General features: G+C 63.6%; 24 protein-coding genes and 1 tRNA gene. 7 read left to right on the forward strand and 18 right to left on the reverse strand.

The features are described 5' to 3' along the window. Nucleotides 1–14: 14 nt before the first annotated feature. The 4 genes from ABIB99_RS09930 to ABIB99_RS09945 form a co-directional block, all read right to left on the reverse strand. Nucleotides 15–1,256: an acetamidase/formamidase family protein gene (locus ABIB99_RS09930; RefSeq protein ID WP_063983406.1), complete on the reverse strand. Its 1,242-nt coding sequence runs from the start codon at nt 1,254–1,256 to the stop codon at nt 15–17. Between the two features lie 46 nt (nt 1,257–1,302). Continuing rightward, a complete protein-coding gene (locus ABIB99_RS09935) occupies nt 1,303–2,925 on the reverse strand; it encodes an amino acid ABC transporter permease/ATP-binding protein (RefSeq protein ID WP_063983407.1) in 1,623 nt (540 codons plus the stop codon). Beyond that, nucleotides 2,925–3,842 carry an ABC transporter substrate-binding protein gene (locus tag ABIB99_RS09940; RefSeq protein WP_063983408.1) on the reverse strand — a complete coding sequence of 306 codons (918 nt, stop codon included), beginning with the start codon at nt 3,840–3,842 and terminating at the stop codon, nt 2,925–2,927. Before ABIB99_RS09940 ends, ABIB99_RS09935 begins: the two co-directional genes overlap by 1 nt. Nucleotides 3,843–4,282: 440 nt before the next feature. Beyond that, the gene (locus ABIB99_RS09945) at nt 4,283–4,546 is read right to left on the reverse strand and encodes a hypothetical protein (RefSeq protein ID WP_063983409.1); all 264 of its coding nucleotides are present in this window, start codon (nt 4,544–4,546) and stop codon (nt 4,283–4,285) included. Between the two features lie 262 nt (nt 4,547–4,808). Between ABIB99_RS09945 and ABIB99_RS09950 the strand changes: the two genes are divergently transcribed. Next, entirely contained in the window at nt 4,809–5,003 is a 195-nt protein-coding gene (locus tag ABIB99_RS09950) for a hypothetical protein (RefSeq protein ID WP_039148908.1), read from the forward strand. Between the two features lie 81 nt (nt 5,004–5,084). Here ABIB99_RS09950 and ABIB99_RS09955 read toward each other — a convergent pair whose 3' ends face one another. Beyond that, complete coding sequence (locus tag ABIB99_RS09955) at nt 5,085–5,231, reverse strand: hypothetical protein (RefSeq protein WP_167767891.1); 147 nt, start codon at nt 5,229–5,231, stop codon at nt 5,085–5,087. 189 nt (nt 5,232–5,420) lie between these two features. Beyond that, nucleotides 5,421–5,494, reverse strand: a tRNA-Cys gene (locus ABIB99_RS09960). 248 nt (nt 5,495–5,742) lie between these two features. Here ABIB99_RS09960 and ABIB99_RS09965 point away from each other — a divergent pair. From ABIB99_RS09965 to ABIB99_RS09980, 4 genes are all read left to right on the forward strand, one after another. Then, nucleotides 5,743–6,519: a DUF3800 domain-containing protein gene (locus tag ABIB99_RS09965; protein WP_354175631.1), complete on the forward strand. Its 777-nt coding sequence runs from the start codon at nt 5,743–5,745 to the stop codon at nt 6,517–6,519. 26 nt (nt 6,520–6,545) lie between these two features. After that, nucleotides 6,546–6,863, forward strand: a complete 318-nt coding sequence (locus tag ABIB99_RS09970) for a hypothetical protein (protein ID WP_354175633.1) — start codon at nt 6,546–6,548, stop codon at nt 6,861–6,863. Between the two features lie 60 nt (nt 6,864–6,923). After that, nucleotides 6,924–7,121, forward strand: coding sequence for a hypothetical protein (locus ABIB99_RS09975; RefSeq protein WP_354175635.1), 198 nt, complete (start codon nt 6,924–6,926; stop codon nt 7,119–7,121). 355 nt (nt 7,122–7,476) lie between these two features. Next, entirely contained in the window at nt 7,477–8,079 is a 603-nt protein-coding gene (locus tag ABIB99_RS09980) for an ATP-dependent DNA ligase (protein WP_354175637.1), read from the forward strand. A gap of 93 nt (nt 8,080–8,172) precedes the next feature. Here the strand turns inward: ABIB99_RS09980 and ABIB99_RS09985 are convergent, their stop codons facing one another. The 5 genes from ABIB99_RS09985 to ABIB99_RS10005 form a co-directional block, all read right to left on the reverse strand. After that, entirely contained in the window at nt 8,173–8,478 is a 306-nt protein-coding gene (locus tag ABIB99_RS09985; protein WP_354175638.1) for a hypothetical protein, read from the reverse strand. Between the two features lie 48 nt (nt 8,479–8,526). After that, entirely contained in the window at nt 8,527–8,658 is a 132-nt protein-coding gene (locus ABIB99_RS09990) for a hypothetical protein (protein WP_354175640.1), read from the reverse strand. Beyond that, a complete protein-coding gene (locus tag ABIB99_RS09995) occupies nt 8,655–9,026 on the reverse strand; it encodes a DUF1515 family protein (RefSeq protein WP_354175641.1) in 372 nt (123 codons plus the stop codon). The genes ABIB99_RS09990 and ABIB99_RS09995 overlap by 4 nt, the downstream gene beginning before the upstream one ends. A 117-nt stretch (nt 9,027–9,143) precedes the next feature. Further along, on the reverse strand, nt 9,144–9,653 hold the full coding sequence (locus ABIB99_RS10000) for a protease IV (RefSeq protein ID WP_354175642.1): 510 nt from the start codon (nt 9,651–9,653) through the stop codon (nt 9,144–9,146). Next, nucleotides 9,650–10,873 (reverse strand): peptidoglycan-binding protein, encoded by a 1,224-nt coding sequence (locus ABIB99_RS10005; protein ID WP_354175644.1) that lies wholly within the window; start codon nt 10,871–10,873, stop codon nt 9,650–9,652. Before ABIB99_RS10005 ends, ABIB99_RS10000 begins: the two co-directional genes overlap by 4 nt. Before the next feature lie 159 nt (nt 10,874–11,032). Here ABIB99_RS10005 and ABIB99_RS10010 point away from each other — a divergent pair, with 159 nt between their 5' ends. Both ABIB99_RS10010 and ABIB99_RS10015 read left to right on the forward strand, forming a co-directional pair. After that, entirely contained in the window at nt 11,033–11,248 is a 216-nt protein-coding gene (locus tag ABIB99_RS10010) for a hypothetical protein (RefSeq protein ID WP_354175645.1), read from the forward strand. Between the two features lie 112 nt (nt 11,249–11,360). Further along, nucleotides 11,361–12,611, forward strand: a complete 1,251-nt coding sequence (locus ABIB99_RS10015; protein ID WP_354175646.1) for a hypothetical protein — start codon at nt 11,361–11,363, stop codon at nt 12,609–12,611. Nucleotides 12,612–12,723: 112 nt separating this feature from the next. Here ABIB99_RS10015 and ABIB99_RS10020 read toward each other — a convergent pair whose 3' ends face one another. The 7 genes from ABIB99_RS10020 to ABIB99_RS10050 form a co-directional block, all read right to left on the reverse strand. Then, nucleotides 12,724–13,575, reverse strand: a complete 852-nt coding sequence (locus ABIB99_RS10020; protein ID WP_354175647.1) for a hypothetical protein — start codon at nt 13,573–13,575, stop codon at nt 12,724–12,726. Between the two features lie 4 nt (nt 13,576–13,579). Continuing rightward, a complete protein-coding gene (locus tag ABIB99_RS10025; protein WP_354175648.1) occupies nt 13,580–15,613 on the reverse strand; it encodes a hypothetical protein in 2,034 nt (677 codons plus the stop codon). Nucleotides 15,614–15,644: 31 nt separating this feature from the next. Beyond that, nucleotides 15,645–15,986, reverse strand: coding sequence for a phage tail assembly chaperone (locus tag ABIB99_RS10030; protein ID WP_354175650.1), 342 nt, complete (start codon nt 15,984–15,986; stop codon nt 15,645–15,647). 98 nt (nt 15,987–16,084) lie between these two features. Then, nucleotides 16,085–19,969, reverse strand: coding sequence for a host specificity factor TipJ family phage tail protein (locus ABIB99_RS10035; RefSeq protein WP_354175651.1), 3,885 nt, complete (start codon nt 19,967–19,969; stop codon nt 16,085–16,087). Then, nucleotides 19,969–20,382: a hypothetical protein gene (locus ABIB99_RS10040; protein WP_354175653.1), complete on the reverse strand. Its 414-nt coding sequence runs from the start codon at nt 20,380–20,382 to the stop codon at nt 19,969–19,971. The genes ABIB99_RS10035 and ABIB99_RS10040 overlap by 1 nt, the downstream gene beginning before the upstream one ends. Beyond that, nucleotides 20,379–20,906 (reverse strand): DUF1833 family protein, encoded by a 528-nt coding sequence (locus tag ABIB99_RS10045; RefSeq protein WP_354175655.1) that lies wholly within the window; start codon nt 20,904–20,906, stop codon nt 20,379–20,381. Before ABIB99_RS10045 ends, ABIB99_RS10040 begins: the two co-directional genes overlap by 4 nt. Then, entirely contained in the window at nt 20,906–21,277 is a 372-nt protein-coding gene (locus tag ABIB99_RS10050; protein WP_354175657.1) for a hypothetical protein, read from the reverse strand. The genes ABIB99_RS10045 and ABIB99_RS10050 overlap by 1 nt, the downstream gene beginning before the upstream one ends.

The raw sequence follows: 21,277 nt of genomic DNA on the forward strand, positions 1-21,277 counted from the left end.
CCGGGCTACCCCCGTCAATCGCATCGAAAGATGTTCTTGCGAATCGTGCCGTGGACGCCCCAATTGGCGTCGACGACCTGGGTGACGCCGAAATCGGCGCCGACCGACAGCAGCGAGATCGCCTCGTCCTCGCTGAGACCATGCACGGTCATCAGGAAGCGCCGGAGTTTTCTGAACGCATCGCGCATCGCACGGTCGAGGCTCGAGTGATTGGCAATCTCGGTTTGTGCGTCGGCGCCGAGCGCGGCGAGATAGTTCGGATAGGTGAAGCCGTAGAACGACCAGGCGTGATCGGTCTCCAGCATCGGATGGTCGAGGCCCTCCAGACTGGTGCCGGCCAGATCAGCCTTCTTGTGCAGGATGAACTCGAAATCGCCGGTGAGCGAGGTCTCGATTGCGGTGCCGCCGAGCTCGCTGTCGCCTTGCGCGGCGTGAGGATCGCCGACCGAGAAATAGGCGCCGGGGACTGCGACCGGATAGAACATCCGCGCGCCCTTGCCGATACGCCAGTCGTCGATGTTGCCGCCGGTGTAGCTCGGCGGGATCGAGCTGACGAAATCAGCTTCCGAGGGCGCGAGGCCCATGGTGCCGAAATGCAATCGCGCGGGCACCCTCACGCTCGACAGGATGTTTTCGCGCTTCCTGACGGTGGCGTGATCGACGCGCACGCCGGGATAGTCGATGGTGGGATGCACGATGCCGTCGGGGTCGGTCTGCGGCGTCCAGACGTAGTTGTAGACCGCTTTCGCATAAGGCTCGCCCGAGGTGTCGAGCTCGAAGATGGTGACGACCTCCCGCGGCTTCGGCTCCTCGATCAAATCGTGATAGTGAAAGCCCCAGTTTGCGGCGACGTTGGAGCCGAAGCAGCGGCCGGCGTGGCAGGCGCTGCAGCTCGGCCGCGGCCTGATATCGAGGATGCGCACTTCCAGGATGTCACCGGGCTCGGCGCCTTCGATCGCGACGGGACCTGTGAGAAGATGCACGCCGATCCCCTCGCCTGCGCCGCGGATGAACGGACCTTCGACCGGGCCTGAGCCGCGGCGCGGGACCGCCTTGTACTCGCGCGTCCACTGGAACACGCTCTCGGCGCCGGGATCGCCCTGGATCATGCGCTCGTAATCATCGTTGGCGTGATGGGTCAGCGTCTCGATGGTGGCGCGGTCGCCGGAGCGCAGTGTCAGGGCCGGCGTGACCTTCTTGGAGAAATAGCCCCAGTGGACGGTCTTCGGCGAAACCGGCAGCGTGAAATGCTTCATCAGGTGGCCTCTTCGGGGAACGCGGTCTTGAACGTGGGGGCGGCGCTCATCGCACCGCCTCCGGAGTCTTGTCGGCTTCCATCACGCTGAGGAAACGCGCCGTCAGCGGATTGCGGGGATTGGTGAGCACCTCGTGCGCCGGTCCCTCCTCGATGATGGTGCCGCCGCTCAGGAAAGCGACGCGGTCGGCGACTTCATCGGCAAAGCGGATCTGGTGCGTCGAGATGATCATGGTGAGACCGTCGTCGATGGCGAGCCGCCGGATCACTTCCAGTACCTCGTTGACGAGCTCGGGATCGAGCGCCGAGGTCGGCTCGTCCAAGAGCAGCACGCTTGGATTGGGCGCCAGCGCGCGGGCGATGGCGACGCGCTGCTGCTGGCCGCCGGAGAGATGTCGCGGCAGCGCGTCGGCGCGCTGTGAGAGACCGACACGGTCGAGCAGCTCGGTGGCGCGACGGTCGGCGTCGATGCGGGTCATACCGTGGACCCAGCGCAAAGGCCCGGCGATGTTTTCGCGTGCCGACAGATGGGCGAACAAATTGAACTGCTGGAACACCATGCCGACACCGACCGTTGCCCGCTCGTTGGCGATCGCCCGCGGTGACAGCAACTTGCCGTCGTCGTCAAAGCCGAGACGGCGGCCGCCGACGCGCACGGTGCCTCCGTCCCAGCTTTCGAGATGGTTGATGCAGCGAAGCAGCGTGCTCTTGCCCGAGCCGCTGGGGCCGAGCAGCGCGACCACTTCGCCGACGCGAACGGTCAGATCGAGGCCACCGAGCACCTTTTGCGTGCCGTAGCTCTTGGTGAGGTCCTTGGTCTCGACCGCGATGTTGTTGCGCGCGATCGTCGCGGAACGCCGCGTGCGCTCCTCTCTGGTCAGAGCAAGCGGCGGCGTGTCGGTCAGCTCTGCCTGCACGGGTTCGGGATCGGCGACGGTCGCCTCCGCAAGCTCCAGCTTGGCGCCGAGATCGACGCGACGCCACGGCAGGTAATCGGCGAGCTTGCGCTTCCGTCCCTTGGCGCGGTCGAGATCGAGCAGCCATTCGACGAACAACTGGATGACGCTGATGGCAAAGGTCAGCACGAGGTACAAGAGGCCAGAGGCGAAGAAGATCGAGAAGAAGTCGAAGGTCGAGGACGCCAATTGAGTCGAGCGCAAGGTCAGCTCCTGGACTGCGACGACGGACGCCAGCGAGGAATTCTTCAGCGCGCTCACCGCCTCGTTGCCGAAGGCCGGGATCATGGTGCGGATCGCCTGCGGCGCGATCACCCGCCACATCAGGATCCGCGGCGTCATGCCGAGCGCCTGGCCGGCCGTCACCTGCCCGCGGTCGACGCCGAGCACGCCGGCGCGCAGCATCTCCGCGATGAACGGCGCCTCGTTGCAGGCGAGCGCGAGGCCGGCCGCCAGCACCGCCGGCAGCTTGATGCCGATATGCGGTAACGCATCGTAGGCGAAAACCATCTGCAGAATCAGCGGCGTGCCGCGAAAGATCACGGTATAGGCCCTGGCGATCGCCGCCAGGAGCCAGAAGCGCGAGAGCTGCATGCCGGCGAGGATCAATCCAAGGATCAATCCACCGCCGAGCCCGAGGGCGGTCACCTCGAGGGTGAGCTCGATGCCCTCGAGCAGATACGGCATGCTCAGGTAATGGAGGAACAGCGACATCAGTCTGCCGTCAGAATGTCAGGCTCCTTGAAGTTGTTCACGTCGAGCCCATGCTTCTTTAGAAGCTCCATATGCGTGCCGGCCTTCTGCACCTCGATCAGTGCGGCGAGCACGGCGTCGCGGAATTTCGGCTTGTCCTTGGGAACGGCGATGCCGACCGAATACGGGATCGTCACCGCGATCGCCTTCTCCAGCTTGTCCGGATAGGCCTTCACCGCACTGTCGACGGTGTTGACGTCATTGACATAGGTGTCGGCGCGGCCGGCCAGGATCGCCTGGATGCAGTTGGCGTTGTTGTCGTAGAGCTGGATGGTCGGCTCGGCCTTGCCCGCCTTCTTGCATTCCGGGATCAGGGCCTGGATCAGGGGCACCTCGACATAGCCGGTGTTCTCGGCGGCGGCCGCGCCACACATCGACATGTTGATGCCGTTGATGCCCTTCGGATTGCCCTTGGCGACGAGCACCCCGTCGAACACTTTCGAGTAGGTGATGAAGTCGGCGGCCTTGGCGCGCTCCTTGGTGGCGTAGATGTCGGAGATGACGATGTCCGCCTGGCCGGCAGCGAGCGTTGTGAGGAGTGCTGCGAACGTCACCGGCTTGTAGGTCAGCTTGAAGCCGAGGCATTCGCCGATGGCCTCGCCAAGATCGATGTCGAAGCCGATATATTTGCTGGGATCCTTCGGGTCGATCGTCTCATAGCCCGGTGTATGCGGGTTGATGGCGTTGACGAGCGTCTTGCCCTTCCAGTCCGGATATTTCTCCTGGAGTGCGGCGCAGGCGGCGGGCGCGGCGGCCTGCGCGCTCAGCGGCGCCGCTGCGACGAGGCCGAAGGCGATGGTGGCGCCGAGCGCGACCTTGCGCCACGGTGATGATGCGCGCGCCGTTCCCTGCGCGTGGGGCAATACCCGTCTCTCCATCTCCAGCTCCTTTGAATTGTCATGGCACTGGCCATGTTCCAGATCTCGGGAGCGAGCCTAGGTGGAGTGCGGACGGGAAAGCTTGTCCGCGGGCGTACAAAAAATTGGATGAATGAGGCCCGCGAATTAGGCAGCCGGCTGCACAAAAACTGTTCGTGCGTCAGGTGTCCTGCGGCACGCAATTCCGAATTCGGGAGAACCAAATGATCTCGCGCGACGCAATAATCTGCACGGTTGGAGAATCAATCAGTCAGGATATTTGACAGAGATATGACGTTCGCTGACGGAAATGAGGCGCGGGGCAGACGCATCTGTGGACGACATCCACAGCATCTCACCGCTTTCCACAGCCTGTCCGCAGCATATCCACAGGCCGACTATGCCGGATTCGCGAGGCCGCACGAGCCACTTGCTGCGCACAAACCCACAGGGCGGCTATGTCAACCGCCGGCTTGATCGAACACGGTGCGGCAAGCCTCGCTCAAGCTTGACCGGTTACGGCGCAGACAGGCCGTGATGGCGCGGACGTTGGGGATCTCGCCGGCGCAGAGCCGGTAGACGTCGGGGGTGCAGGCCCGGCGCTGCTCCGGCGTTCCCTGCTGTGCATTGGCGGCGGAGGCGAACAGCGCCAGGAACAGCCCGACCGTCGAGGCGCGGCGCGCCCGGCTCTTCGCCCCCGCAAACCGTAAGAACCTTGCCCTCATGACCAAGTCTCCCGTCTGCCTTGCCCGCCCCCGGCCTTCGCTGGCCGGTGTCGTGCCAAGGGGTAGGAGAAATAAATCGCGGGGGATGTGATCTCTTTCACACTGAGGCCGGACGGGAGGAACGTACGGTTCCGCGGGGATTTTAAGGAATCGCTAACCAATCGGAGCCCGATCGCCGGATCGCTAAAATGCGAACGATCGGCTCAATCGGGTAACAAACCGGCTTTGCGACATTGCGCCATCCGCGTTCTGCGAGGGTGCGATGAGCGAAGCCGAATTCAACTTGCTGCTGGATGCCGTCCGGGACGCCATGGTCTATCAAGATTTCGCGCCCGAGCCGGAGGAGGAATTCGTGCCCCGCTCGTGGTCGTACGTCGCAACGCCCAAAGCCGCCAATGACAATGAGGGCGCCTGGCCCCTTCTGCCGTTTCCGGACGGCTGGTACGCGGCCTGTTGAGACCACTTTCAACGTCAACCGATGCGCCCGCTCCTGCGGGCGTTTTGCTATCGGCCATGCGCCGGAACGGCGCGGCTCCGATCAGGTCTTGACCCGCTCCTCGCCGTCCTGCGGCACCCGGTCGGGTGCGGCCGGCGGAAAGATACTGTCATAGATCGCACGGGCCTCGCGAATGAGGCGAGCCCGCTCCAGCTCGGATTTCGGGACAAATCGGACGACGTCGCTCACGTGCTCTCCAGCTCCAGGGGGGCCTGACGCATCACTTCGCAGATGCGAAGTCTATGCCATCGGGCCTGAATCGCTGGTGTCCGCCAAGCCCCGGGCAAACCCGGTGTGCACGACCTGGCAGGCCTTAGCCGCGCGCTTGGCGGAACGCGCGGTGAGCAAAATTTGTGATGAAATATCAGGAAGTTGTAATGGAGGCCACGACCAGAATTGAACTGGTGTACACGGTTTTGCAGACCGTTGCGTAACCACTCCGCCACGTGGCCCCAACGCGGCAGATCAATACAGACGATCAAACACTTACGCAACCACCCTCCTCCGGTCACCCTCAGAGTTCTGAAACTCGGATTCCGCAGCATTTCTGAAACTCGTGTGCGGGGTTCGTTCTTGTGCGGTACCCAGTCGGCCGGTGCTACCGTGAGTAGCGCGGGTGAGTCGTTCTATCGCGGGACGCCTTCCGGATCGTCCGGGGGCTTCCCGTTTGCGTGGAACATCCGGTGAAAGGTTGGTCTGCGTGTTTCAATGCTACCTTGACGACAGCGGTACTAGCGGCCTGCCAATTGTCACTCTTGGCGGCTTCTTTGCGCATATGTCCCAATGGGACAGAATTGAGCCAGCGCTAGATGCCGCGATGAATGCGCATGGAGTGGGAATCTTTCATGCCAAAGAATTTCACGATACCAAGCCGCCATTCCGAGGTTGGCCGAAAATCAGAAAGCTTAGCTTTACTGATGAAATCTTTTCTGCGGCCCACGGAGCAATGGCGGGCGTCGCCATCGGCGTTGAGAAAGAAGGCCTTAAAAGAGGTAAGCAGCTTCAGCCAAAAGCGTTCAACCGAATGTCCCCAATGGGGGTTGCGTTCGCTTTGATCATGTCAAGGATTCTAACGCATCAATCCGTAGCATCAGCTGTGAAACAGAACGGTCTCTCCTTCCTAGTCGAAGCCGGGCCGAACAATGGAGAGATACAAGACTATTTCCAGAGAATGGCGAAGATGTCTGTTTTTGAAGGCGTTTTGAGATCTGTTAGTTTCGTCCCGAAGGAACACAGTAGGGCTATCCAGCTAGCGGATTTCTTGGTTTTCTACGCCCGTCGTCAACTCCGCAATCAGTTTAGATTCAAGGGCAAGCAGATGATTCTGCCTGCCTGTCCATACCTGGAAACCATGAGAAAGCATGGACCAGTTTATACTGATATCGCGGCTGGCGCGCCCCGAACCACGGGCGCAAAGATGGAAATCGATATCAAAAATCTCAGCGACTTCGCCGCCCTTACGAAGAAGCGCCTTTAGTTATTTTATCGAAGGCTGGAATCTCCATGCCCGCCGACCTCACCATGCGCCGAACCGTGATCGGCGGCGAAACCGCTCAGGACGACTATATCGTGATCTGGGACGAGCTCACGATCGGTCGAATCTTCCGCTCGATCGGCGTCGGTGGCGCCCAAACCTGGTCCTGGTCGGTCAGCCTGCCGAACGTGCCGCAGCCCAGCACCCATCGCGGCCGAGCCAGCAGCCTCGACGCCGCTAAGGCCAGCTTCCGCGGCGCGTGGAGCGACCTGCAGGCGAAGGTCGGGTACGAGGAGATCAAGGCGGCGCGAGAGATCCAGGCCCGCCGGCGCCCGTGGCACCGATAGAGGGCGGGTTTCTACACTGCGACGTAGTAAGACGGCCTCGGCTTTAGCGAGGGCATCCCAATGAGCGACAGCGTTACCGCTTCCGAATTGGCCAGGCTGATGAAGGTGACCGAGGCGATCGTCGCCGAGCTGGAGCGCCAGCGCGTGGCCGACGCCGTTGCCGATCTGGGGTTCGACCCGATGGAGATGGCCAGGGCCGTGATCCGCGCAGCGGACGGCGACGTGGTCCCCTTCCCTGGTGGTCCACGCGGCCATTGATGAGTGCTTCCGATTAGCGCGTAGCGCTCGCCGGGCCATGCTCGGAACGAGACCGCGGCGCGGGCATTGGCCCAGATGGATGACAGGAAGTGGATCGCCATCATGGTCTCGTCGATGCTGCTGCTGATCGGCATCGCCGCCGTGCTCGTGCAGCGGCCGGAGTTGGTCCACGCGGTGATGACTCGGTAGCGCGAAGCGCTCGCTACCCACGGCGGCCGGCGGCGCGGGGTAGGACTCTCTCCCCCAATGCGGCCAAGTGAGGCACAAAATCCCCGGAGAAATCCCCGGAGCCGTTCCGCACAGCGAAACGCGCCGCGCTCTGGCATCCCAGCGCCAAACTCCCCATTTCGGCGGCATGCGTAGCGCGTTCGAATTCTGCCTGCCGACCCCCGCCAAGGTGGTGCCGGCCGGCCCCGACTGGATCCACGAAATCAAATATGACGGCTACCGGCTGCGGGTCGAGCGCCAGGGCAAGTCCGTGCGGCTGTTCACCCGCAACGGCCACGACTGGACCGGCCGGTTCCCCTGGATCGTCGAGGCGGCGCTGAAGAACCGCGAGCAGCAATTCGTCATCGACGGCGAGGCCGTTGTGCTCGGCGTCGACGGCGTCTCCGACTTCAACGCCCTGCACTCGCGCCGCCACGATGACGAGGTGCAGCTCTACGCCTTCGACATCCTGGCGCTCGGCGGCGAGGATCTGCGGCCGCTGCCGCTGTTGATGCGCAAGACCAATCTGGCGCGACTGCTGCGCGGCCGGCCGGACGGCATGTTCGTGGCGCCGTTCGAGGCCGCCGCGAACGGCCCGGACCTTTTCGGCGCCGCCTGCCGCATGGGTCTCGAGGGCCTGGTCTCCAAACGCAAAGACCGGCGCTACGGCGCCGGCCGGTCGAAAGACTGGATCAAGGTCAAAAACCGCAGGCATCCGGCGTTCACGCGGGTGATGGACGCGCACAAATGAAAAAGCCCGGCGCATCGCCACGGCGATGCGACCAGGCATCGCCGCGCCGGATGGATGCGCCGGGCCGGACTGCCAGCCGAGGGGACATTCGGATCAGGCAGTCATCGTCCGCCGGGAGGCGACCGCGGACGAATTCAGGTGGCCGGCTTCTCCCGGCATTGGCGCCGGATGGAAGTCGACGAAGTATTGCTTGCCCAGCTCGAGGGCCGCGATCGCCGCGGGATTAGTGATCGACATCGAGATCTGCCCCTGCGGCGTCCATTTCGACCAGTCCTTGTTCGCCTCGTCATAGACGGGCGCCATCGTGACGGTCGCGAACACGGCGTTCGGATCCTGCTGGTGGTGATGCTCGACCTTCGTCACCCAAAACTTGGCGCGCACGCTTTGGACCTTTTCCATGGTCTCTTTCCTTCTCTTGGTTTGCCGGGAAACCGCCCGGCGCGGATCTCAGAACCTGCGCAGCTCGCCGATCGCCCACGCGATCGCGAGAAGCAACATCACGCCGACGCCGGCCGTCAGCGCGTCGCGCAGCTCGCCGCGGATGGCCGCAGCGTCGATCATGATCTGCGACAGCTTCATTTCAGCGTCACCGAAAAGAAGTGCGAGGCCACCCACAGCACGGCCGCACCGCCGCCGCCTGACGCCACCCAATAGATCCAGCGCCCGGCCTTGACCGCGCCCCTGACCTGCTGCCGCGCCTCGATCACGCCGTCGACGATCGGTTTCATGAAGGCGATGTCGGAGATCGCCGCCTTGACCTGCCCCTCGAGCGTGCGGATGTCGTCGACCAGCCCGCCGATCTTCTCATAGAGTACGCGACGGCCTTCCGATGCCTTCGCGTCCTGGTCACGCCATTGCTGCGTCAATGTGTTGACGGTCGCCTGCAGCCCGCCGATCGCCTGCGCGAACTCGCGCAGCGCCGCCTGGATCGATTCTGCTTCCGTCACTTCGCGCCCCCGCCAAAACTCTGCCGCACGCCGTCGTACCAGGCACGGCCGGCGCCGATCCGGTCGTTTGCCTCTTTCAGCGCATCGCGCGTGCGCGCCAGGCGCTCGCGCGCGTCGTCATTCAGTTTTGCCGAGGGATCGCCAACGGGCGCGAAAATCCGGCTGTCCGCCGGCGGCAGCTCGCGGTGGAGCGGCGCAGGCTGCGGATTTGATGCGCAAGCCCCGCAGGTCAGCGCAAGTAAGACCGCAAGCGTTCGGCTTGCCGGCGGCCGCCAACGCCGCGTTCTGCTTCTGAAGTTGGTCGACATAGGCATCGGTCCCCGCCTTTTCCTGCTCTGCCTGGTGAAGGATCTTGTCCGCGCGCGCCTCGGCGTCGGCCGCGGCCAGCCGTGCGGCGGCCTGGTCGGCGCGCGCGGCCGCGAGCTGCGCGTCGAGCGCCTTCTCACGCCAGGCGCCGTCCGCGGCCGCATAGCCCGCGTTGTAGAGATGAACGCCGGCGACGAGCGCCGAGATGCCGATGACGAGCGCGAGCACGCCGGCAACGATCGCACCGGCCTTGAACGGCGACAGCTTGACGCCGGCGAGGCCGGCGAGCTGCACGATCGCAGCGATGATGGTCCCGCTCATGTGTTTTTACCCGTGCGGTAGTCGGCGACGCGCTTGATCTCGACCTTGTGCGCGACGAACCAGATCAGCACGCCGAGGCCGGCGACGAGCGCCAGCACCACAACGGCCGCGATCAGCCAGGCGATCGCCGCCGGCGGAATGCCGAGGCCGCCGACCGCCTCCCTGGCGCCGGAGACCGCCGTCGCCTTGTCGGTGACCCAGGCGAGCAGTCCGCCGACGCCAAGCGTCGATGAGCCTCCGAACAGTTTTCCCGCCCAGCCCTTGACCTGGTCGGTGATGGCGATCGTCTCCGAGCCCTGCTCGCGCAAATCGGTCACGGTCGCGTTGCCGCGGATCTCCGAGACCTGCCGCGGCTCGGCCCGCGCCATCGCCGCGAGCAGATCGTTATCGATGCCGGGGACGAGCGGCAGATCGTGCTCATGCCGGAACGCGAGAATGGCTGCCTCTGTTCGCCCCTTCGGCGCCAGCTGCCCGTCGACGGCGCCGGTGTCGTAATAGCCGAGCTCGCGCAGCCGCGTCTGGACCTGGACGACCAGGTCCGGGTCCGGCGCCGGCGGCGTCACCTCGAGTCTCGCGTGCTGCTCCGGATGATGTTCGGCGAGCCCGCGCTCGAACAGCACCGCCTCATGCTCGCGCCGCTTGTAGACGCCATTGGTCGGCGGCCACAGCCGTTTCATCGAGCGGATCAGGCCGGGAATGCGGGCGAGATCGCCACTCGCCACGCAGGCGCGGATCTCGCGCATCTCGGCATAGCGCGCCCCGGCCTTGACGAAGCCGGCGGCGTCGCGGTTCTGCGCGATCGAGAACAGCGCCCCCCGGCAATCGGGACCGAGCCGGTCGGCGCCGGGGCAGTAATGATCCAGGATGCCGAGATAGCGCGGCAGGTCATGATTGCTGAAGACATCGAGCGCGACGTCCCAGGGGATGTCGACCTGCCCCTGCGTCTGGCGCGAATAGGCCTTCGCCGCCTCGCCGCGCACGCCGGACGCAGCCAGCATGATCCGGAGCATGCCGGCGTCGACCTTGTCGCTCCAGTCGGCCCGGATCTGCGCCTTGGTCTGCGTGCCGAAATCGTAACCGATGCCGCCGGTCGGCCCGGACTGCTGGCCCGGATATTCCAGCACGTGGCGGTACTTCTTTTCGTACCACTCGCGGCTGGTCACCTCCTCGGCGACGACGAGATCGAACGCGGCACGCGAAATGCCATGCAGGTCAAGCATGCGGGTCAGCCCTTTGTTAAATCAGTGGAAAACGACGCCGATCGCGCCCATCGCGGAATTGACGTGCACTCATGGGTTGTGTAAACGCCGCGAGCAATCGGCGGAACTGTCGGGAAAGTTGTGAAAATTAACGAGCGTCTGATCTGGGGCATCAGTCTGGTGCTGATGCTCATCGGGATCTTGATGATCGCGATGTCGCGATCGCCGGTGATCTACAGTTTCGCCGAAAACGACAGAGCCAAGGCCGCGTGCGAGGGCATGGAGGACCGAGGTCGCGCCTACGCTCTCTGCTATGACAACGCGCTCAAGCAATGGCGGAAAGAACACCCTGACGAGCCGCGCGGCAGCGCCAGCGCATGGCCATGGGATCGCTAATTGATCACGCACTTCGCAAAGTCGTGCCTAAACCCGGCATTAGCAGAGAGTCGGGCTTGCACGGGGTGGTTGTAGCGGAGTAGGGTTCGGCACTCGGGGCGGGTGACTTGGAATGTGGTCAATCAGGAAGTGCGTTGCGGGTCATGGCTTTGCCTTCCTGCTGGCAGCCACGTTTCTAATCTTCACGGTTCCTCAGGCTTATCGATCCTATGCCGCGTCCTCGGGGCTCCCCTTCTTTTGGACGACTAGCAAGGTCTGGATCGAAAGCGCGGAGTGCGCGGAAAAAACCAACAAGATCCTCGTAATCTGCCGGGACGATAAGGTCTTACCGATCGCTGACGGCTTTGGCGGCGATGACCTGGGCCACGCACTCACGCTAGAGCTGGTCACCATACTGACCGGCAAGGTGCCAGATCCCGCCAGCATCTCCACCCTCAACACGGCGGTTAACTATTTGGGCTTGGTAGCCTTGGCCCTTCTGCTCTTCTCGGCCGGGATGCCGCTAGGTTCTTTCGCGCTGCTTACGGTCGGGACGCTCATCGCGAACCAGTTTCACGCCCTCTCGCCGCATCCGTCTCAGTTCGGCGCCGCATGCTTTGCCGCCATTCTCCCGATAGCCATCGCGACGAACCGGAAGTGGATCGCGGCCGGCTTCCTCGGACTTGTCGCTGCCCTCATGCTCCGCGAGGCCATCGGAATGATGGGCGTCGTGGCCTCTCTATTCACAGCGCTGCTCGCGCGAGATGGCAAGCGGGGCGCCAACTTGGCGCTGGCTATCGCCATCATCGTGACTGCCGCAACGCCTTACGCCCTGCTCAGAGCCCGCGATCGCGTCTATGACCTGCCGCCGCCGACGAAGCTAGAAAGCCACGGCACTTGGGCCAACCTGTACATGGGCCTCGGGGCCGTCGAAAACCCCTTCGGCATAGAGTGGAGCGACTTCAGTGCCATCGATGCGGTCAAGGCCGTTGATCCGAGCGTCGATTACCTCAGCCCCCGCTTCTACGAGATCCTCAAAGGGCTGTACTTCAAGACGGTTGCTGCTCATCCGCTCGATGTGGTGAGCGTGTATTTCAGGAAGCTGCTGGTCACGCTGCACACGCCAATTCTCTACGATTTGGAGATCTGGCATGCGCTCGTTCTCGTTGCGATCGGCGCCCTCTTCGTCGGGCTTCAGCCCATCCTTATAATTTGCTTCCTCTTCGTCGCGATGTTCTTGGCGCAAGCCTCGCTGTTCCACTTCCACATGCAGTATCTGTTCCCGATCAAGCTCTTCGCTCTGATCGCTGCTGCCAGCGTGATGGAAGCGCTCGCCAAGCGCGTGACCCAATTCCAGAAAGCAGCCGGTCAATGGACGCAGTGAACAGCTTCTATAGCCTCTCCAAAACCGAGCCGCTCTACTTCTGGTCTGTGGTGGCGATCCTCGCGATATTTGCCGTTGCGAATGCCGTGATGATCGTCAGGGAACGCAGACGTCAGTAAGGCGCCCCGCTGGCGTGCATGGCGTTGTAGATGATAGTCGTCATTGTGGCCGATCCGGCGTCACTCGGGTGGGTACCGTCCGATAGGGCGATCGAACTACTGTCGATGTCCCCGCCGTCACAAACAGTCGTCCCGTTTCTGACCGCGGCTTGTGCTGACCGGATCGCGTTAGAGGTCTGGCCAGACGCGCTCTCGCTGCAAACGAAAGAGCGCCCGTTGTAGCCCGTCGCCCTCAGCGTCGATTGATAGGAATTATAGGAAGCCGTCCAGGCTGCCTGTGAGGTGCCGTCCGCGAAGTCGCGATGACCATTGGCCATGAGGTCAGCAAACGTAACGCCCGTCGTCCCCGGCGTGATGCCCCTCGCCGCCAGCCGACGCATAGCGACTTGGGTGCGATTGGCGTGAATGCCTCCGCTGTCCCCCCATGAAGAAATGTTGGTATTGCCGATTGCCAGAGGCACAATGATAACGCGGTCGAACCTACCATTCGTTATAAGGGCGTCTGCCACGCGCAGCACGACATTGCCCGGCCCCAAAGGGGGTGACTGGCTCGGCGTGTAGGAAGTCCCCAGCAGCGGACCGGCACAATCATAGAGCTGGCCGTCATAGACATTCAGATTGTCGATCACGCCGCCATTCGTCGGCACGTAGAGCGTAGGGCCGACGTTTGTGATCAGCGATTGACCGGCCGTGAGAAGCACCAGGTTCTTGATGCCGGAATTGATCGCTGACGAACGCACAGAGCGGCCGGACGTAATGCGATATCCGCCGGTCGTCTGGATCGCGTTCAGGCTGTTCGTGTCGTAGAGCGTGAACGGATCGGGAGGAGAAACACCGCCAACCATCAGGCTACATCCTCATGTAGACTGAAAGGCCACTAACAGAGATCGCCCCACCAAGGTTAAAAGTATTTGCGTTTGTGACGCCGTCGTTGTTTTCGACTGACGCAACGAAGTGCGACCCAGCCACCGGATAGAAGATAACCTGGGCATTGATGTTGCCAATAGTGCCGCTGCCGTAAACCAGAGCGTTCGCGGAAAATGCCGTCGTCATGTCGATACCGAGACCGCCTCGACAAATGGCACCGGCCGCTGCCACGTTCTGCATGACGTTCTGGTAGTTCGCGATAATGGCGTCTTCAGCAGAACCGACCACGAAAGAAATTCGATTGGCAGCACTCGCCCGCGCCTGTCTAACGATTGCGCTCAAATATTGGTACGCAGCGCCTTGGTCGATGACTGTGCAGCCTACGGATACGCGATTGTAGGCATTCCAGACGTTGAAGGCACCCGCAACCGGCCCCGCCGTGCCAAAGATAAAATCGATCGTGCCGGACGAGTTAGAGCGGATCGTTCCGACCCACGTCCCGCGAAGCGCGGCCGGGCCATTGGTGACGGCCGAGGTGTTCAGCAGAATGCCGTTCACCATCGCGAACGTGTAGCCGCGCGAGGTTGTGCGGTTCTCGCCCGTGTGCGTTCCGCTCTGCGAGCCTGACGTATTGATATGAACGCCGGCCAGAGCATTTGCAAACGAAGTCGAGACATTGAACGTGCTGGCGCCAGGGGACGCGCCAACATAATAAACCGTCCCGGCCGTGATCCCGGTCGGGAGCGCTCCTGAAGTCGTGAAGATGACGGGATCGCCCTGCCGCAGCGCGTGACCGCCCCAAGTCACAACGCACGGCGAAGCAATCGTCATCGTGACGGTCGCGGTTTTGCTCCACCTTTGCCGCGACATTCTCGGGGTCCCGGCATCGTTATATATCAGGACGTCCCACACCTCCTCGGGGCCAATAGCGGCGGGCGCCTTAGTGGTATCGCTTGTCGCCTGCGACAGCTCGGCGAAGGCTGTCGGCGTCATGTTCGCGCCGTCCCAGAATGGGCACAAATTCCCGGCGTAGGGCGTGTAATAGAGCGTCGACGCTCCAGCTACGCTGGACCCTGGCACCGGGACGCCGCTCGTGAGCGTAAGCCGCCCGCCAGGCGCTATCGCGAAGTCGCTAACGCCGCCAGCGGCACCGGGCTCACCGACGAGATTGAAATTCCAAGCCGTGCCCGTACCGCTCCCACTGGTCTTGTCACTGGTGATCGTCAACGTCGTGCCGCTATAGGTCACGACACCCTCAAGCCATCCCGCAACGCCCGCTGTCGCAGTCGCGCGAACACGAGCGCCGTTCTGATAGGCCAGGCCGGCCTGCGTGGTGAAGGCCTGCGACCCCGTGCCGATCGTCCGCGATGTCGTTGACGTGCCGCCATAACTGGCGCCAGCCGGCCCAGTCGCGCCGATGCTTGCCAGCACCTGCCAATAGGTCGCGTCCGGAGCCGCGTGGCCGGCGCTCGGCGTTTCGTTGATATAGATGTAGGACGTGCCCGATGTCGTCTGCACGTCGCCGTAATAGTACGTCGTGGCATTGTCATAGGCGCCGCGCGGCCTGAATGCCTTGTAGATTCCGAGAAAAACCCAGACCCCGCCAGTCATCACCCACACCTTGCCGGTCGTCGGCTGGATTGCGGTCTGACCCTCCTCCCCGAGCGACGGATCCGGCCCTGTCTCGTCATCACCGACGACAACCGGGATCTCGCGTGCATCGAGTGACGCGACGAGCTTATTGACCGTGGCCATCGCCTCGGCGCCGGCAAAGCGTTGCGGCGAGACTTGCCAGATCTTGTACGCGACGCCGGCCTGCGCGCCGCCGCCCCAGAGCGGAATGACCAGGTGCGTGGCGTCGGTGACGTCGGAAATAACCGACTGGAAATTCCCGATCTGAAGGACATCGCCGGGCCGCGCATTGGTGCCCGACCAAATGGTGCCGACACCTGTGACGATCGTACCGCCGGCCGCCACGGAAACCGTGCCGGTCGAGTAGCTGACAAGCGCTGTCATCGCTTCACCAATTTCGAGAGCTGGAAATTAATCAGACGTCTGCCGCTGGCGGCGCGGAAAGCTGCGATCGCAGCCATTCAAAAGCGTCGATTCCATCGGGCCGCGCGGGAATGGCAGCGAGCACGTCCGCCGGCGTGGCGCGCCCCTTCGACGAGTCCCGCAGCGCCTGGCGATAGTTGATCCACGCGGCGCGCTCCGTCTCGGAGATCGGGAAGTCCGGCAAAACAAACTTGTCGGTGTCCGCCAGTTCGCGGCGCACGGCCGCCTTGACGTCGAACATCGGGAAAGGGTCGGGCTCCGTCTTCGGCACCTTCTCCAAGAGAACGAGATCAATTTTCTCGGTCTTCGGATCGATGCTGTCATAGTCGCGCATCAACACCTTGCAGCCGGGTAGGTAGCTATCGGAGCAGCATTCGTAGACTGCCGAGCCGTGCGACATGATTTGGCCGGTCGTGACGTCGTAATGAATGTTCATCGTTTCGCCGCCTGGGCGTAGATGGTCGTTCCAGCCTGCATGTAGGTTGCCGAATTCGCGTAGAATTGCGCCTGCACCGGAATGGACATCACGCCACCAGATGCAGTGATGTTGACCGCGCCGCCGAGCGACACCAGCGCAAGCGTGCCGGAAGGTGTCGAAATCGCGTAGCCGTTCGCGACGCTGCCGTTGATCAAGAGATAAAACTGCCCGGTTTCGGTGGCCACCGAGCCGTTGGCCCACATACCGCTGACGCTGGCATAGATCACAACATTCTTGCCGGCGAGCCCGGTCGTATCAACCGTCAGGTTGAAACTGAAATAACTCTGCGGCGTGCCGGGTGAGATGGCGGACACGTTGCCGCCGAGCGACTGCGCGACCGGCACAGTCACCGCATTGTCTGCGATGCTGAGACTACCAACGCCGAGGGCCTTGATCACACCCGAAGCAGAGTCGATCGAGTTTGCCTTCAGATAGATGACATCGATCGCGCCTGCCGCGATGGCCTTCACGTTGAAGGTGCCATCGAGGTACAGGTTGCCACTCATCCCGATTGCCGGAACACCGTTGAGAGTTCCGACCGTGAATGGCAGCAGCGGCGCACCCCCATTGTAGCCCGTCAGCTGGAGCTGGAATTTGTCGGCCCTGATGGTAACGGCCGACCAGGACGCGCCGCCATCAATTCGGATGCTTCCCGTTATAACGCCGTCGACGCCGACAGACACGCCCCACGATGCCGCGGCGTAGCCGTCGAGCGTCGCGATCGCCGTTGCGCTAATCTCCACAAACGCCGTCGTCGAACCCCATGCGGCGGTCGCAGTGGTCGAGAACGATGCGAACGCGGCTTCGGTGGTCACGGCGACAAGATCGACGCGCGCGATCTCAGCAAAGGCTGCGTCTGATCGCGCCGAGAGCTGCGAGCGCAGCTCCTGCTTGTCCAACGGGGCGCGCGCGGTGACGTCGGACGCAACTGACGCGATACGGTTCAGGGCCTCATTGACCTCATCACGCAGCGAGTCCTGAAGCGTCGTAACCTGGTACTTGATGCCCTCGATCAGCGACTCCAACGCCACTGTGTTATTCGCGATCGTGATCGTCGGAGCGGCGACGTCCGCGGTCGCATAGGGTCCGCGTAGCTTGCCGGGCGTGACCGCCTGGACGCGCACCCGCAGCGCCGCCAGCGTGACCACCTCCTCGAATCGGTTGTCCGCGCCCTCATACACCTGCGCCCAGGTCTCGCCGGCGTCATAGGAGATGTCGGCGACGTAGTACTCGGCGCCGGCGGACGGAAACCAGCTCGCCGAGAGCTTCGGCTCGGCGATGCCCTGCCCGAAAGTGGCATTGATGCCGACAACCAGCGGCACCTTGCTGTCTGACGGGAACTGCGGCGACGGCAACAGCGGCGGCGCGCCAAGGTCGGTCGCGTGCACACGCTCGTCGTCGACGACCAGCGACAGCGTGCACAATTCCCCGTTGGGCACGCCGCCGAGCACGACACAGAGGCGGGACTCTCTGATGCCACTGCCCAGCTCAAACGAGGGATATTCGCCGCCAGCCTCGCGCGCGAGCACGGCCGACAACGTGGTTGATTGCGCCGTTTCCGCGGCAGACAGGCTGGTCGCGTTCAACACGGCGAGCGAGGGATCGGCGCCCTCGGTGCATAACACCGGGCCGAACGATTGCCCGTTCGGCTGGCGCAGGCGGATATAGAACGTCCCCGTATCCCATGTCGGCGCCGGGTCGAGGGTCAGGGTGCGGACGTTGACGTCGACCACTGCACCGCCATAGCCGTAATTCTGCGGCAGCTCGGACTGGACGCGGAGCACCTGGCCGAGGGTTGTCGCGCGCCCCTCATATTCCACGCCGATCTGGACTTTCTCGCGCCGATAGATCGACTGCAGGTAATAGAACGCGCACTCGCGAAACGCATGCTCCCGATTGACGATGCCGTCGACGCGCTTGGTCTCGGCATTCGCCGCGACAAAGCCGTCGCCGTTCGGCGGATACTGCACCTGCGCCGGCAGCCAGGTCTCCTCGTCGACATATTCGACGATGACAGCGTCGGGATCCTCGTCGCCGAGCATGGTGAACTCGACCTGCGTCGAGTCCCGCACGATCTCGCGATCGGTCAGCATCATGGTCGGCACGTCGCGCCACTCGTCGCGCACGATCGAGACGGTGTCGCCAAGCCAGAAATGCCGCGCGCGCGACGCGGTCAGGATCTTGTCGAGCGCCTCCGGCACCGCGATCGCGGTCGCGAACCGATAATCGAAGGTATCGCCGCGGGACGCACAGCCGGCGGCATGATTGACCACCGCGTTAAAATCGGCTTTCGCGATCGACAGGCCGGAGCCGTATTGCGCATTGGTCGCCGCGTCCAGGAACGCCCATGCATTGTTGCGCGTGGCCTGCAGCTCGAACGTGGAGCCGGTCCAGACCAGCAGCTTGCGGGTGCCGAGCACGCCGAACTTGTAGGAGCCCTGCGTCGACTGCGACGCCTTGAGCCGGATCGCGACCGTCGAGACGTCGGGGAACGAATTGTTGCCTTTGAGGAAGGATCGGAGCCCAGCCCAGATCACGCTATCGACGCCGAACTTCGATTGCGAATTGATGCCCATGCGACTGAGCCGCACCAGGTAGCGCCCAGGGGCGACATCCACTTTCGTGGTGTCGCGGACGGGCGAATTCGAATTGAACTGCTTGGTGACCTCGAACAGCGTCGAGAACGGCCCGGTCTGGACACCGGCATCGTCGCAAGGCGCGTACTCGGCCTTGAACGTGCACCTCGAATAACCGTAGTTGTTGTTATCCTGATTGACCGTGAAACATCCCGCCTGAAACACGATGTCGATCGCGATCGCCTGCGTCTGCGTCCCCGCGGGGTTGGAAACGAACGGCCCCAGCGGCGAACCGTAGGTTAGAGGCCCAAAGCCGGCATCATACTGACCGCCCTCGTCGCCCCCGCCATCGGGCAACTGCTGGCCGGAGACCTCGGCGGACTGGTCGACGTTGGTCGGAAACAGCGTGACAGTCTCGCCCGGCTCATAGAACGCGACCTGCGCGCCGGGAAACGACGCGGAGATGCCGCCGCCCGGCGTCCAGAACACGGTGTCGTCGAGATAGAGCGCCTCATAGGCCATGCTGCCCATGGTCGGCGCCAGCAGCACGTTGAGATATTGATCATTGCCGACGAACTCACCCCAGGGCGTCGCCGCGAAATCCGGGTAGGCCTTCAGGCGCCCGTACCAGACCGGCAAGGGCTGGCCGAGCCTGGCCGTGTTGCCCTGCGCCTGGACCGAATAGATCTGGTCCTGCGTCGCGTCAGGCGTGTTGGTCGCGCCGGCCTTCGGCATGACCAGGGCATTGACGAGAAGCGAGCCGCCGACGGCGACCGCGGCGCCGAGGGCCGCCGCGCCGAATGTGCCAGCGCCGAACGCCGCCCCCAGCAGTCCGGCCGCAGCGCCACCGGTCACAACAGTCGCAAACGCCGCGACCGCGATCAGCGCAACCAGGCCGATGACCTGCTTGGCGCCACCGCCGCCGCCACCGAGCGGATAGGAGACGAACCGCACGTTGTCGTTGGCCGCGATGCGCCGGCGCGACCAGCTCTTGCGCAGCACCGCCTCGCCGTTGATCTCGAGGACGGTCGGCAGGCCCTTGCGGAATTGCCAGCCATAGACCCGATCGCGCCTCGCCCAGCCCGTGCGGCGCAGGAAGGCCGTCACGGTCTCGCGCGGCCGCGGTTCGGCCTGCGCGACCTCGAGGCCTGGCATGACCAGGTGCAGCACCGGGCTTCGCGTGCGCTTCGCGCGGCGCTGCCGGCGCGAGCAGGCGGCCTCGGCCGCGTGCGGCGCCGGCAATTTTCTTGCTGTCCCGTGCATCAGGTTCTCGGCTCGAGGAACGTCAACTGCTTCCAGCCCATCTGACGCAGGGCGAGCGGTGTCTCGCAGGCCACGCCGGTCCTATCGTCGCAATGGATCACACGGGCCTCTGGCCGCAGCCAGACGCCGATATGAGCGGGAAAGCGCGAATGGGCCATCAGCACCAGGGCGCCGTCCGCGGCCGTCACCAAGCCGCCAGGACCGTCAGGAACGGCCTGCCAATTGGCACGCTCCGGATGCTGGCCGAACTCGGCCAGCACCCAGCGCCGCGAGAAGTCCGAGGGCACGGCAATGCCGGGCAGCTCGCGGCCGAACAGCGCGCGCTGCACATGGCAGGCGAAGTCCCAGCAATTGCGGGACTGCCAGGCCCACGGTTCGCCAATTAGTGGCGTCAGAAACTCGGAGCGGGTCACGTCGGCAAAAGGCTCGGAAACTGAACGTAGTCGTAATTTTTGGTGATGCGCGGAAACCGCTTGTTCTGCAGGTTCTTGACCATCACCGTGCCCGACAGCGATGTCCCCACCATCTGGACCCCGCGCAGCTCGAACTCAACGGGACCATAGGCAGGCTCGGTGAGGTCGCTACCGAGATATTCGCGGTACAGCACTGAGATGTATTCGCGCACGCCCTGCGCGGCGCGGATCTTCGGCACCAGCTCGCGGCCGACATTGTCGATCTTGATCGTCGTCGACGGCGGCTGCCCCTCGCGCTGCTCCGGATATTTTGCCTCGAACGGGCAGGCAATGAAGGTGACGGTCTCGCCGCCATTGCGCGGCGCCCCGACCTCGATCCCGAACGCCATGTCGTCGCCGACATTGGCGACGATGCGCGCAGGCTGATCGAACGAGGATTGCCACACCTCGAGCGTGAAGTAGATCCGCGCGCTCGGCGGGCAGGAAGCATAGGCCTCCAGCATGGCTTCGGAATGTGTCGGCATCAGACGTCGTAAACCTGCAGTGTCATGGTGACGTCGACGAGGCCCGGCCCCGGCCAGCTGGCCACAAGGTTAGTTCCGGGCTTGACGAACTGGCACACCTTGTTGGCGAGCGCGGTTCCCAGCCAGACATCGATCGTGAACCGGGCCGTGCCGAGATTGAGCGTCGTCTTCACCCACTCGACGAAGGTGTCGTAATCAGCCGCATCGAACCGCACGGTTTGCTTGACCGTCCCGACGTTGTCGCCGGGCCGCGGCCGCTGGCGTATGTTGCCGCCCTCCATATCCGTCGCGAGGGGATCGCGCATGCGTTGCAGGCCAAAGCCATTCTGCAGCACCACGGTGTTGGCAATCGGCCAGGACGGCAGCGACAT

The sequence above is a fragment of the Bradyrhizobium sp. LA6.1 genome, from assembly GCF_040547805.1.
Lineage (GTDB): Bacteria > Pseudomonadota > Alphaproteobacteria > Rhizobiales > Xanthobacteraceae > Bradyrhizobium > Bradyrhizobium barranii.

Coding starts and splice junctions, on each gene's coding strand:
- ABIB99_RS09950 (WP_039148908.1), top strand. CDS start 4,809: ATGAGCGAAGCCGAATTCAACTTGCTGCTGGATGCCGTCCGGGACGCC.
- ABIB99_RS10050 (WP_354175657.1), bottom strand. CDS start 21,277: ATGTCGCTGCCGTCCTGGCCGATTGCCAACACCGTGGTGCTGCAGAAT.
- ABIB99_RS09990 (WP_354175640.1), bottom strand. CDS start 8,658: ATGAAGCTGTCGCAGATCATGATCGACGCTGCGGCCATCCGCGGCGAG.
- ABIB99_RS09930 (WP_063983406.1), bottom strand. CDS start 1,256: ATGAAGCATTTCACGCTGCCGGTTTCGCCGAAGACCGTCCACTGGGGC.
- ABIB99_RS10020 (WP_354175647.1), bottom strand. CDS start 13,575: ATGGTTGGCGGTGTTTCTCCTCCCGATCCGTTCACGCTCTACGACACG.
- ABIB99_RS10015 (WP_354175646.1), top strand. CDS start 11,361: ATGTGGTCAATCAGGAAGTGCGTTGCGGGTCATGGCTTTGCCTTCCTG.
- ABIB99_RS10030 (WP_354175650.1), bottom strand. CDS start 15,986: ATGCGCGACTATGACAGCATCGATCCGAAGACCGAGAAAATTGATCTC.
- ABIB99_RS10035 (WP_354175651.1), bottom strand. CDS start 19,969: ATGCACGGGACAGCAAGAAAATTGCCGGCGCCGCACGCGGCCGAGGCC.
- ABIB99_RS10025 (WP_354175648.1), bottom strand. CDS start 15,613: ATGACAGCGCTTGTCAGCTACTCGACCGGCACGGTTTCCGTGGCGGCC.
- ABIB99_RS09945 (WP_063983409.1), bottom strand. CDS start 4,546: ATGAGGGCAAGGTTCTTACGGTTTGCGGGGGCGAAGAGCCGGGCGCGC.
- ABIB99_RS09975 (WP_354175635.1), top strand. CDS start 6,924: ATGAGCGACAGCGTTACCGCTTCCGAATTGGCCAGGCTGATGAAGGTG.
- ABIB99_RS09940 (WP_063983408.1), bottom strand. CDS start 3,842: ATGGAGAGACGGGTATTGCCCCACGCGCAGGGAACGGCGCGCGCATCA.
- ABIB99_RS09980 (WP_354175637.1), top strand. CDS start 7,477: ATGCGTAGCGCGTTCGAATTCTGCCTGCCGACCCCCGCCAAGGTGGTG.
- ABIB99_RS10045 (WP_354175655.1), bottom strand. CDS start 20,906: ATGCCGACACATTCCGAAGCCATGCTGGAGGCCTATGCTTCCTGCCCG.
- ABIB99_RS09935 (WP_063983407.1), bottom strand. CDS start 2,925: ATGTCGCTGTTCCTCCATTACCTGAGCATGCCGTATCTGCTCGAGGGC.
- ABIB99_RS10005 (WP_354175644.1), bottom strand. CDS start 10,873: ATGCTTGACCTGCATGGCATTTCGCGTGCCGCGTTCGATCTCGTCGTC.
- ABIB99_RS10000 (WP_354175642.1), bottom strand. CDS start 9,653: ATGAGCGGGACCATCATCGCTGCGATCGTGCAGCTCGCCGGCCTCGCC.
- ABIB99_RS09985 (WP_354175638.1), bottom strand. CDS start 8,478: ATGGAAAAGGTCCAAAGCGTGCGCGCCAAGTTTTGGGTGACGAAGGTC.
- ABIB99_RS09970 (WP_354175633.1), top strand. CDS start 6,546: ATGCCCGCCGACCTCACCATGCGCCGAACCGTGATCGGCGGCGAAACC.